This window comes from Rufibacter sp. JT20002, from assembly GCF_056491185.1.
On sequence record NZ_JBSZJY010000002.1, the window covers coordinates 504,901 to 517,105 of the forward strand.

At 48.6% G+C, this 12,205-nt stretch carries 10 protein-coding genes; 6 read left to right on the forward strand and 4 right to left on the reverse strand.

From position 1 onward, the window contains the following. Window positions 1-125: 125 nt before the first annotated feature. The 5 genes from ACW9SV_RS11640 (at window position 126) to ACW9SV_RS11660 (ending at window position 4,093) form a co-directional block, all read left to right on the forward strand. A complete protein-coding gene (locus ACW9SV_RS11640) occupies window positions 126-1,073 on the forward strand; it encodes an acetyl-CoA carboxylase carboxyltransferase subunit alpha (RefSeq protein ID WP_479556936.1) in 948 nt (315 codons plus the stop codon). A 54-nt stretch (window positions 1,074-1,127) separates the two neighbouring features. Next, window positions 1,128-1,970, forward strand: a complete 843-nt coding sequence (locus tag ACW9SV_RS11645; RefSeq protein WP_479556937.1) for an MBL fold metallo-hydrolase — start codon at window positions 1,128-1,130, stop codon at window positions 1,968-1,970. Window positions 1,971-1,973: 3 nt separating this feature from the next. Continuing rightward, window positions 1,974-2,741 carry a patatin-like phospholipase family protein gene (locus ACW9SV_RS11650; RefSeq protein WP_479556938.1) on the forward strand — a complete coding sequence of 256 codons (768 nt, stop codon included), beginning with the start codon at window positions 1,974-1,976 and terminating at the stop codon, window positions 2,739-2,741. A gap of 110 nt (window positions 2,742-2,851) precedes the next feature. Further along, entirely contained in the window at window positions 2,852-3,472 is a 621-nt protein-coding gene (locus ACW9SV_RS11655) for a hypothetical protein (RefSeq protein ID WP_479556939.1), read from the forward strand. A gap of 147 nt (window positions 3,473-3,619) precedes the next feature. Beyond that, complete coding sequence (locus tag ACW9SV_RS11660; RefSeq protein WP_479556940.1) at window positions 3,620-4,093, forward strand: 1-acyl-sn-glycerol-3-phosphate acyltransferase; 474 nt, start codon at window positions 3,620-3,622, stop codon at window positions 4,091-4,093. A 162-nt stretch (window positions 4,094-4,255) separates the two neighbouring features. Here the strand turns inward: ACW9SV_RS11660 and smc are convergent, their stop codons facing one another. Continuing rightward, window positions 4,256-7,816 (reverse strand): chromosome segregation protein SMC, encoded by a 3,561-nt coding sequence (gene smc, locus ACW9SV_RS11665; RefSeq protein ID WP_479556941.1) that lies wholly within the window; start codon window positions 7,814-7,816, stop codon window positions 4,256-4,258. 419 nt (window positions 7,817-8,235) lie between these two features. On the opposite strand from smc, the gene wrbA reads away from it, so the two are divergent. Next, complete coding sequence (gene wrbA / locus ACW9SV_RS11670; protein ID WP_479556942.1) at window positions 8,236-8,871, forward strand: NAD(P)H:quinone oxidoreductase type IV; 636 nt, start codon at window positions 8,236-8,238, stop codon at window positions 8,869-8,871. 130 nt (window positions 8,872-9,001) lie between these two features. Here the strand turns inward: wrbA and ACW9SV_RS11675 are convergent, their stop codons facing one another. From ACW9SV_RS11675 to pckA, 3 genes are all read right to left on the reverse strand, one after another. After that, window positions 9,002-9,667: a DUF4159 domain-containing protein gene (locus tag ACW9SV_RS11675; protein ID WP_479556943.1), complete on the reverse strand. Its 666-nt coding sequence runs from the start codon at window positions 9,665-9,667 to the stop codon at window positions 9,002-9,004. A 25-nt stretch (window positions 9,668-9,692) separates the two neighbouring features. Then, entirely contained in the window at window positions 9,693-10,406 is a 714-nt protein-coding gene (locus ACW9SV_RS11680; RefSeq protein ID WP_479556944.1) for a 16S rRNA (uracil(1498)-N(3))-methyltransferase, read from the reverse strand. Between the two features lie 123 nt (window positions 10,407-10,529). After that, window positions 10,530-12,143 carry a phosphoenolpyruvate carboxykinase (ATP) gene (pckA, locus tag ACW9SV_RS11685; RefSeq protein ID WP_479556945.1) on the reverse strand — a complete coding sequence of 538 codons (1,614 nt, stop codon included), beginning with the start codon at window positions 12,141-12,143 and terminating at the stop codon, window positions 10,530-10,532. Window positions 12,144-12,205: the final 62 nt, after the last annotated feature.

A 12,205-nucleotide genomic window follows, 5' to 3' on the forward strand; every position in this document is an offset into this window, starting at 1 on the left:
GAGATAACCAGTTCATTTTCAAACCGAAAAAATCTCTTAAAACTTCAAAAAACTCCTGCTACAAAACTTTGCAAGTTTCGTTTACCTTTGTAGTCACACTTTAGCTAAACGTAAGGGGCATTACTATGCTGTTAGATTTTGAACAACCTATTGCTTCTCTGGAAGGGAAACTTGCCGAAATGAAAAAACTGGCCTCTGAAAGCCAGGTTGACGTGAGCGAAGCAGTTCTGGCCTTGGAGGAGAAAATAAAGTCTTTAAAGAAAGAAACCTATGCCAACCTAACCCGCTGGCAGCGCGTGCAACTTTCCCGCCACATAGAAAGACCTTACACCTTGGATTACATCAAGGGGTTGTCTTCCACGTTCATTGAACTACACGGCGACCGAAACGTGCGCGACGATAAAGCCATGGTGGGCGGTTTTGGCGAAATCAACGGGAAAACGGTAATGTTTATTGGTCAGCAAAAAGGCCGTAACACCAAAGAGCGCCAGTACCGCAATTTCGGGATGGCCAATCCCGAGGGGTACCGCAAAGCGCTCCGCCTGATGAAACTGGCCGAGAAATTCAACAAGCCCATCATTACCTTTATTGACACCCCCGGCGCTTTCCCTGGTTTAGAGGCCGAAGAAAGAGGACAGGGAGAGGCCATCGCCCGAAACCTGAAAGAGATGTTCATGCTCAAGGTGCCTGTCATCTGCATCATTATTGGTGAAGGCGCGTCTGGTGGAGCTTTAGGGATTGGAATAGGAGACCGCGTGTACATGCTGGAGAATACCTGGTATTCTGTTATCTCACCAGAATCATGCTCCTCTATCTTATGGCGGAGCTGGAACTACAAAGAGCAAGCCGCCGAAGCGCTTAAGCTTACCGCCAAAGACATGCTGGGTAATAAACTGGTAGATGGCATCATCAAAGAACCACTGGGAGGCGCGCACGTGAACCCAGAGAAAATGATCAGAACTTTGCAGAAAAAGATACTTTCTACTTTAGAAGAACTGGAAGCGCTTACCCCAGAGGAACGCATCATGCAACGCATTGAGAAGTTCGGGGAAATGGGAGTGGTAACAGAATAATTCCGTTTCCAGTACCTTTTTCTAAAAACAGGCTTACATCACACCATAGACCTTGTGAATCTATACCCAATCCCAACCGGAAATTTTAAGTTAGACGGGGGCGCCATGTTTGGCGTGGTGCCCAAATCTATCTGGCAACGCACAAACCCCGCAGACGAAAACAACCTTTGTTCCTGGGCCATGCGCTGTCTTCTAGTAGAAACGGGTGACCGGTTGGTATTGATTGACAATGGTATTGGCGATAAGCAAGATGCCAAATTTCTGAGTCACTACTACCTGCACGGAGATGATTCTCTGGAGAAATCTATCAGAAAGGCAGGGTTTGACTTCTCAGACATCACCGATGTTTTCCTGACCCACTTACACTTTGACCACTGCGGCGGATCTGTCCGGTACGGCAAAGATGGCAACCGCCTAGAGACCGTTTTCCAAAACGCCCGGTACTGGAGCAACCAGGACCATTGGCAATGGGCTACAGAGCCAAACCCCAGGGAGAAAGCGAGTTTCTTGAAGGAGAACATCCTACCCATTCAGGAGAGTGGCCAATTAGAATTCCTTTCAGCGGGGCAAGAGCAATTTTTACCAGGGTTTGAGGTGCTTTACGTAGATGGGCACACCGACAAGATGATGCTACCGGTTATCTCCTACAAAGGACGCACCCTTTGCTTTACCGCCGATTTGCTTCCCTCGGTAGGGCACTTGCCTTTGCCATACGTAATGGGCTATGATACCCGTCCATTACTAACCTTACAGGAGAAGGAGCAATTCTTGAAGAGAGCGGCCGACGAGCAGTGGGTTTTATTTTTTGAGCACGACGTCCAAAATGAGTGCTGTACCGTAAAGCATACCGACAAAGGAGTAAGGGTAGACCAGGTTTTCCCTTTGTCTGCTTTATAGAGAATGCTTAAATTAGGACTATGTCTGTCTGGAGGGGCAGCCAGAGGAGTGGCACACTTAGGCGTGCTGCAGGCTTTACAGGAAATGGGAATTTCCATTCATGCCATTTCAGGGGTTAGCTCCGGCGCAATCGTCGGGGCTTTTTTTGCGGCCGGTTTTTCGCCTCAAGAGGTTTTAAGGTTAGTCTGTGAACTGCCGTTGCCCAAACTGCTGAAACCTGCCTTGAACAGGGGTATTTTGCACACCCAAGCCTTGCATAAGATTTTTGAAGAGCGCCTCCATGGACTCACTTTTGAGGAGTTGCCCATCAAACTTATTATTTCAGCCCTGGACCTAGTGGAAGGCAGTACCGTGTACTTTTCTAAAGGTTCTTTGGTAGAGGCCTTGAAAGCTTCCTCGGCGGTACCCGTTTTGTTTAAACCCATAAAACTGGAGAAAAGGTTTTTGGTAGATGGAGGCCTGGTCAACAACTTACCGGTGGAGTGTATCACCGGGGAGTGTGACAAAATCATAGGGGTACACGTCAACCCAACGCCCCACAACGCAGAGATTAATAGTATCAGGCAAGTGACCGAAAGGATTTTTCACCTTGCTTTGCACGCCAACATTCAGAGCCGAGTTTCTTTGTGTGATCTTTTATTGGAGCCGCCAAAACTAACTGAGTACCATGTCTCTGATCTCAAGAGGGCTAAAGAGATGTATGACATCGGATATGACTACACCTACAAACTTTCAGAAGAGATAAAGGCTCTGCTTTCAACTTCTAATTAAATCGACTATATAGAGATAGTCCTATGATTTAGTTTGAATAGTGAATACCCATAAACCTTCGTAGCCGTATTAGTCAAAATAAACGCGAAGTCTCACCGCTATTTGACTATATGAGAAAGTTCCTCTACTTAGGCGTATTGCTTCTGGTATTCACGAACGTTCGTGCCCAGGAAAACCTGGGTACTTTGGTGCCTGCCAAAATCTTCCAACGCACCTTAATGGTGGGCGGCGGGGTCTCCGGTTCTTACCGCAGAATCAATACTACCGTTAACAACGAGTCCATCTCTGGGTACCGGCAACAGTTTGACTTCGATACCAAAATAGGATATTTCGTACTAAGCGATGTAGCCGTGGGCTTACGAGGAACGGTAAACCACTTCAAAGAAAGAATGGAAAACCAAGGCCCGACTCAGTCTACCAACATCCTGGCTGGGCCCTTCGCCCGGTATTATCTGGACAACGGGATCTTTGGCGAAGCCAGTGCAGCCGTAGGCCTGAACAACAGACCCAACAGCAACAAGACAGACCTAGCCGAGTTTAGGGGAGGAGTGGGCTACGCGATCTTCATCAACCCTAAAGTGGCCATAGAGCCTGCCTTGATGTTCACCTACTACCAGGAAAAAGTACCTGCCGAAGGAAACCGCAAGGTAACAGAATGGGGCCCCTCCGCTAATATAGGCCTTCAGGTGTACCTGTTCAGGGAACGGAAGTTTAAATTAGCCCAGCGCTAAACATAATATAGATGAAAACCAGCCAAACGGCTGGTTTTTTTGTAATATTGTTGTTGGATTCAACGATACTTTATGTTTGGGAAAGCTTTAGCGAAAGTTATTTTTAAGGTTGCCGGGTGGAAGTTAAAAGGAGCGATGCCTCCAGGAATGAAGCAAGCCATCATGATTGCGGCTCCGCACACCAGTAACTGGGATTTCGTGTACGCCCGGGCCGCCTTTTATTTGATGGATGTTCCGGTAAAATTGACTATAAAGAAGGAAGCATTCTTTTTCCCGATGGGTGCTTTGCTCAAATCCATGGGAGCTGTCCCCGTTGACCGCAAGAAAAACAACAACCTGGTAGCCGCCATGATAGACATCTTCAAAGAACATGAGGATATGGTAATGATGGTTACCCCGGAAGGGACCAGAAAGTATCAGCCCCGCTGGAAAAAAGGATTTTACCATACCGCTGTAGGAGCGGGTGTTCCAATCCTGTTAGGTTACCTTGACTACGCCAAAAAAGAAGCTGGCATAGGACCTACTATTTACCCCACCGGAGACTTTGATGCTGATATGCAGAAGATACTGGCATTCTACCGTACCGTTACTCCTAAGTTCCCAAGCCAAGGAGTTCGGTAAAGGCTTAAAATTTACAAAGAAGCGCCTTCGGATTGTTTTACTGAAAAACAGGCCGAAAGCGCTTCTTTGTTTAGATAGGCAGCAAAACGCCTCAGCCGTTAAGAGCCTTTTTTGTAAAAGGAAGCTCAAAACGGCTGAGGTGTTTTAAATTTGAAATAAGGGTTAAACCGTCAAGGCAGCTTGTGTCTCTGGCTCTGGTGCCAGATCGCGTAAGTCAACAGGGATAACTCTGGACACGCCTACTTCCAACATGGTGATACCATAGATCACATCGGTAGAAACCATGGTGCGTTTGTTGTGCGTCACCACAATGAACTGCGAGTCATGAGAAAACTTCTTCACGATGTTGTTGAACTTGTCAATGTTGGCATCATCCAGCGGAGCATCTACCTCGTCAAAGATACAGAACGGAGCAGGCTTGAGCAGGTAAATGGCGAACAGCAGGGAAATAGCCGTTAAGGTTTTCTCGCCCCCTGAAAGCTGATTGATGGTCAACGGCCGTTTGCCTTTCGGGCGGGCCATGATCTCAATTTTCGACTCCAATGGGTTACTTGGGTCCGCGATGTACAAGTCACAGGTATCCTCGTCTGAGAAGAGTGACCGGAACACGCGCATGAAGTTGTCCTTGATCTGGTCGAAAGCGGCAAGGTATTTCTCCTTGGCCACTGTGTCAATCTCCGCGATGGTGTCCATCAACTGGTTCTTGGCATCCAATAAGTCATTTTTCTGTGTGAGAATGAATTGATTGCGGGTATCAATTTCCTGATAGGCTTCGGCGGCCATAGGGTTTACCGGTCCTATGTTCTCCAGTTTCTGTTTCACCGTGTGCACCTGCTGGCTCAGTTCCTCGTTGCTGATGTCCAGTTTTTCGGTAGGCGCTTCGGCCAGGTCATCTGGGTTCATGTTGAACTCGGCAGACAAACGCTCAATCACAGCTACTAACTTGATGCGGGTATCGGTGATGGCCTGGTTCATGGACTGGAACACCTCATCAGTGTTCTGCTTCTTGCGTTGCAACTCCCGGATGTTCTTCTCCTTTTCGTCTATCTCGCCGCGTAAGGAGAAGTAGGCTTTCTCAATCTCCTCCAGTTCACGGGCCATTTCTTTGCGGGCCACCATGCCTTCTTCCAGCAGGTGGTTCTGGTCTTCCACAAACTGGTCTAGCGAAACAGTCTCGTCATCTGCGCGGTTCAGCTCATCCTGCAACTGCACCAGGCGCTCCTGGTGGTTCATGACTGTTTTTTGCTTGTAGGCCAATTCCTGTTGAATGCTCTGCAGCCTGTTCTTCAACTGGTGGAACTTGATGTTTTCCTGGTTGAAGATGCCACTTACCTCGGTGATGATTTCGTTCTGTTTTTCCAAAACTTGGCTTAAACCAGAAAGCTCCTGCTCAAAGCTTTTCAGGGCCAGGTTCTTGCTTTCGGCATCCGGCATCAGGTCGGCAAGTTTATCGCCTAGATCCTGAATTTTTTCAAAGAGCTCGTCTTTTTTGCTGGCTTGATTTTGCTGGTTCAGCAGAAACTGCTCGTAGCGTACTTTATGGCTAACCAGTTCCTGTTGCAAGGCGTTGATGTCGCGCTCCTGCAGACGGATCTGCTCTTGCTGCGTGCTTTCTTTCTGGTTTTGCAAAACCTGCTGCAAGGTGCTGATTTTGCTTTTCATGCGCTCCTGTTCCTGCTCCAGCGCTTCCAGTTCCTCGGCCAACTGCTCCAGGTTCTGTTTCCGGCCCAGGCGGTTTCCGTCAAACAAGCCCAGAGATCCACCGGCCAAACTCAACGGTTTTTTGATAGCAGTGCCATCGGTTAGGATGTAAGTGCGACCGTCGCTGAGGAAGAGCTCGGTATCGGCAGTTTCGGTGAGGTACACTTCGCTGAGCATGAAGCGCAGCAGCGAGTGGTATTTCTCCTCGGCGGCTACTACCTCCAGCGCCGCTCTGTATTTTGGCGTGCTGATAGTGGCGGGTACTTCCATTTCCTCAATCTCAGAGAGGATGATGAAACTGGCGCGACCTTGGTTTTGCTCCTTCAACAATTCAATGGCTTCCACGGCTTCCTGGGCAGAATCTACCACGAAGAAGTTCATGTAAGGCTCCAGATACGTCTCAATGAGGTTCTTGTACTCAGGGTCGCAAGAGATGATATCAGACAGGAGAGGAGCGGGGTTGTCCCAGTTCTCTTCCTTATATAAGAACTTGATGGCTTCGGGAAACCCTTCCAGGTTGTCCACCAAAGACTTCATCAGGTTGTACTGGTTTGTCTTGGCGTCATGTTCCCGGTTCAGGTCAATCAGCTGTTGCCGGTACTCGTGCAGGGTTTCTTCGGTTTGGATCATCTCCGCCCGAAGTTGGTTTTCTGCCTCCTGCAGTTCTGCCAGGTTTTCCTGCGCTTCTTCCAGTAGGATTTTGGTTTCGGCTAGTGCCGATTCATGCTGCTGGGCGATCTCACTTTCGTGGCCTTCCATCTCTTGCAGGCGCTCCAGTTCCAGGCGGTGGCTTTGCATTTGCACTTGCGTGATTTCAATGCTTTTGTTCACCGTGAATGCCTCGTTTTGCACTTGGCGTTGGGCCATGGTTTTTTCTTGAAGCTCACGTTGTAGATCAGCTTTCTGCTGGTTTACATGCTCCAATTCTTTTTTGGTCAGACCCAGTTGCTCCTCCGAAATCAGCAACTCTTCCTGAATCTGCTCCAGATCATTTTGTAATTGACCCAGACTGTTCTCGGTCTGGCTGATGTTGGTGGTGTCTTGGTTTATTTGCGTGTGCAGGGTTTTCACCCGCTCTTGCAGGTACATGTTGCGCTCACTCTTTAACTTGATATCGTTCTCAAGTTGGCGCAACTGACCGGTATGCTCGTTCACTTCTTTCTGCTTGTTCTGCAGTTCGTGTTGGGTGCGGTCCAGCAGGGTTTTCTGCTCCTGCAGCGTATCTTCCAAGATTGCCAGCTCTTCTGAATAAGAGCCTTTGCGGTCTGTTTCTTTTTTCAGCTCGTTTTCCAGCCGCTCCAGTGCCTCTTGGTGGTGACCTATGTTGCGGCGGGCGTATTCAAGACTTAGTTTCTTGTATTCGTCTTTCAGGTTGAGGTAACGTTCAGCAGTTTTCGCCTGACGCTCCAGGCTCTTCAAATTTTTACCTATTTCGAACAGCACGTCTTCCACACGCTCTAGATCAGCATCGGTTTCTTCCAGTTTTTTGAGCGTCTGTTTTTTACGGACCTTGAACTTAGAGATACCAGCAGCTTCCTCAAAAAGGTTTCGGCGGGAGTTGTCTTTATCCGTGAGGATGTCGTCCACCATTTTCAACTCGATGATGGCGTAGGAGTCAGAACCGATCCCGGTGTCCAGGAAAAGGTCGTTGATGTCTTTAAGGCGACAGGTAACGTTGTTGAGCAGGTATTCACTTTCGCCGGACCTGTAATAGCGGCGGGTGATGGTCACCTGCGAATACTCAGTGGGCAGAATGCCTTTGTTATTGTTGAAGGTGAGAGCCACCTCGGCCATTTGCTGGGGCTTCCTGTTTTTGGTACCGTTGAAGATAACGCTCTCCATTTTGTCAGAGCGCAGGTTCCGCGTCTTCTGCTCACCCAACACCCACCTAATGGCATCCACGATGTTGGACTTTCCGCAACCGTTTGGCCCTACAATACCCGTAATACCGCTGTCAAAGTTGATAGTGACTTTGTCCCCAAAACTTTTGAAGCCTTTGATCTCTAATCTTGCTAATTCCATACGCATCGGTCAGAAAACCTGACCCTAACTTCAAAAATACAAAAAAGAGCGTTGAGTTGAACAAATAAGAAGCTTGAATGGGGAGGATGTTTGCTTTTGAGCTGATTTCTTAAAAATGGACTTAAAGAATCCCGTATTTCCTTACCCAAAATCTTAACTCGCTCTTCAAAGCTCCCTTTGTAATAATGATTTGACAAAAATTCTGACTTAGAAAGCCTAACCCCATAAAGGCTATAAGTGTTCATCCTACCCGGGATCAATGTCAAGGAAAGTCGGCAACTTAAAGAATATGACCAATTTAAAACCTATCTCTAAATAACTGTAGGTACATAACCTCGTATAGAAGACGACCACTTCCTGAAGACTTGTCAGGGGGATGGAGATGTGCTTTCTCGTTTTCTAACCATTTATATAAAACTATGGCAAACGTAAATCTAGCGGTAATCTATTACAGCGCGACGGGTACCAATTACCAGCTCTCACAATGGGCGGCGGAAAGTGCCAGAGCGGCTGGTGCCGAAGTTAAAATTTTAAGAGTAAAGGAGCTGGCTCCACCAGAAGCTATAGAAAGGAACCCGGCCTGGAAAGCACATACTGAGGCTGTAAAAGATGTACCGGTAGTCTCCCTGGATGATTTGGAGTGGGCGGATGCCATCATCTTCAGTATGCCAACCCGATACGGAAACGTTCCTGCCCAGTTAAAAGAGTTTCTGGACAGTACCGGTGGCTTGTGGTTCCATGGTAAATTGGCAAACAAAGTGGTGAGCGCGATGACCACCGCCCAAAACCCACACGGAGGACAAGAGGCTACCACCTTAGCTCTGTACACCACCATGTACCATTGGGGAGCCATCATCGCTGCACCGGGTTACACCGATCAATCCCTCTTCCCGGCAGGAGGTAACCCGTACGGTACCAGCGTTACTGTAGGTCAGGACGGAAGCATTTCACCGGACGCCCGTGGGGCCGTAGAGCACCAGGCAAGGCGCACCGTCACCGTAGCTTCGTGGGTGAAGGCAGGGCTAACACAGGGAGTACAAGGAGTACAAGGGTAAGAGTAAATAGATAGAGGAAAGGGTTAGCTGTTATAAAACAGCTAACCCTTTCGCTTTATTCAAAAAGTGCTTTTGAAGTATCTAATTCAAGCCTTAAAGTGTAGCTCCTAACTGGCTTGTTAATCAAAGACTAAAAGTTGGTTAAGGCATAGGAAATCAGGTTGGCTCCCATCCGCAAAGCGGCTTGGTGTTTTTCAATAGGATCATTGTGGACTGATTGATCTTCCCATCCGTTGCCCAAGTCACATTCATAGGAGTAAAAGCAAACCAGGCGTCCCTGGTAGATGATCCCGAAGCCTTGCGGAGGCTTGTTGTCGTGCTCGTGGATTTTAGGCAAACCTCGGGGGAAATCAAACTTCTGATGATAGACCGGGTGGTTGAAAGGCAATTCAATAAAATCTAGTTCAGGAAAGACTTTCTTCATTTCGCGGCGGGCGAATTTGTCTAAACCATAGTTGTCGTCAATGTGGAGAAAACCGCCACCGGTAAGATACTTACGTAGGTTCTGGACCTCAGCCTCAGTGAAGACCACATTGCCGTGTCCTGTCATGTGTACGAACGGATAATCCAGCAACTCGGGGCTACCGGGTTCCACCGTTTCTTCCTGTGGCGCGATGTTAGCTTTCAACTCACGGTTGCAGAAGGAGATAAGGTTGGGCAACGAGGTTTTATTGGCGTACCAGTCCCCGCCGCCACCGTACTTGAGACGGGCAATTCGGAAACTTGGGCGCTGGGCCAAGGCAGCACTGGTACTTACTACTATAAGAAGCAGCCAAAGAAGAAGCCGTTTATGCATGGTTTTCAGAAAAGAAGCTTGAAAGTTAAACGTCTAAAAGTACGTGAATGGTATGGCAAGCGGCCAAGGCAGCGGTCTCTGTCCTTAAACGGCTTTGGCCTAAAGTAACTGGTTTATATCCAGCTTGTATGGCCTGGGCTACTTCCTCCGGACTGAAATCACCCTCCGGGCCAATTAAGATGGTGTACGTATCTTCGCCCGAAATGCTTTTGGCCAGAGAGTGCCTTTCCTGACCTTCCACCAAGTGGGCAATGTATCGCTGTCCTGTTGAAGATTTATTTATAAAATCAGTATAGCGGGTTAGTTCATGTAGGGTAGGCAGGTACGCTTTCATGGATTGCTTCATGGCACTAATGGCAATTTTCTCCAAGCGATCCAGGTTGAGGTTCTTGCGCTCAGAACGGGCGCATTGCAGGAAGGTAATCTCGTCAATGCCCATCTCCACGGCCTTCTCCACGAACCACTCCGTCCGGTCCATATTTTTGGTGGGCGCCACTGCAATATGAATTCTGTAACCCCGCTTTTGGTACTCTGAGTGATGCTGTAAGATGCTGATTTTGGTTTTTTTAGGATTAGCTTCTGCAATCTCCGCTTCAAACAAGCCTCCTCTGCCGTCAATCAAGGTGACGGGGTCTCCCTGGCCTAGCCTAAGTACCCGAGAGCAGTGTTTTGACTCTTCTTCTGAGAGGGTGTAAGTCGTGTCTGTGGGTTGTAAGTCAGGGGTGAAGAAGAGATGCATGGATGTTCCGTTTAAAGCTGTTTTTCCAAAAATACGGCAAAAACGGTCATGCAGACCATTGCCATAAAAAAAGCCATCCATAAGATGGACGGCTTTATTAGGTGAAGGAAATAATTAAAAGTCTTAGGCTTCCACGGCTACCTCTGGGGCGCCCGCCAAAATTTCTTCGTTCGCGTAATCAGCGTACTTGTTAAAGTTCTTGATAAAGGCTTTCGCCAGGTCATGGGCTTTGTGGTCGTAGGCATCTTTGTCGGCCCAGGTGTTGCGAGGATTCAGGATGTCTGCGGGCACGTTCGGGCAGGAGGCCGGCATCTCCACCCCAAACACCGGATGCTTGGTGAAGGCAACGTCCTGTAAGTCTCCGTTCAGGGCGGCCGTGATCATAGCGCGGGTGTAGCTTAGTTTCATGCGGGAACCCACGCCGTACACGCCCCCAGTCCAGCCGGTGTTCACCAACCAAACATTCACGTTGTTCTCGGTCATCTTCTTCCCAAGCATCTCGGCGTAGGTAGTTGGGTGCAAGGGCAGGAACGCCGCCCCGAAGCAGGCTGAAAAGGTAGTTTGGGGTTCGGTCACACCTACTTCAGTTCCGGCTACTTTGGCGGTATAGCCCGAGATGAAGTGGTACATTGCCTGGCATTTGTTTAACCGCGAGATGGGGGGCAATACGCCAAAAGCATCGGCGGTCAAAAAGAAGATATTTTTAGGTATATCGGCCCGTGATGGTTCTACCGCATTGTCAATGTGGTGAATGGGGTAGGCCGTGCGGGTGTTCTCGGTAACGGAGTTGTTTGTATAGTCAACGGTGCGGGTGCCGGGTTTAAAGCGTGTATTCTCCACAATGGCTCCAAAACGGATGGCATCCCAGATCTGTGGTTCTTTCTCACGGGTAAGGTCAATTACTTTGGCGTAGCAACCGCCTTCAAAATTGAAGACGCTGTCCTCGGTCCAGCCGTGCTCATCGTCACCAATCAAACCACGGTTCGGGTCGGCCGAAAGGGTGGTTTTGCCGGTTCCAGACAACCCGAAGAAAATGGCGGTGTCTCCGTCTTTGCCTACGTTGGCCGAGCAGTGCATGGAAAGGGTGTTGCGGGTATGCGGCAGCAGGTAATTCAACACCGAGAAAATGCCTTTCTTCATTTCACCGGCATATCCTGTGCCGCCCAACAAGATCATTTTGCGGCTGAAGTTGATGATGGCGAAGTTGCTTTGGCGGGTACCATCTACGGCTGGATCGGCTAAAAACTCAGGGACGTTGATGAAGGTGAAATCAGGGATATGCTGTTCAAGTTCTTCTTCGGTGAGGCGAAGGAACATGTTGTGGCAAAACAAGTTGTGCCAGGCCTGGGTGTTCACAATCCGTAGGTTCAGGCGGTACTCTGGATGGGCACCGGCATAGGCATCACGTACGTATAATTTACAGCCTTGCAGATGCGTTAGCATCTTCTGGTAAAGTGCCTCAAATTTGGCTGGGTCAAAGGCAATATTGACATCGCCCCACCAAACAGATTGCTCTGTTTCGGCATCACGCACAATAAAGCGGTCTTTGGGGGAGCGGCCGGTGAAAGTACCGGTGTCGCACATCAAAGCGCCGTTGTCGGTCAGATAGCCCTCGCCGTTCTTCAGAGCTTCTTCCACCAACTCCGCGGGCGAAAGGTTCCAGAGAATTTCTTTCGCTTGAACAATACCAACCCCTGATAAATCCATGATGCCTGACTTTTTGCCAAATTCTTTCATAAAGGAAGCTTTATTTTTTATTTTTTCAAAATGGAAGAATGATTTAGAAATTCGATTTTCAA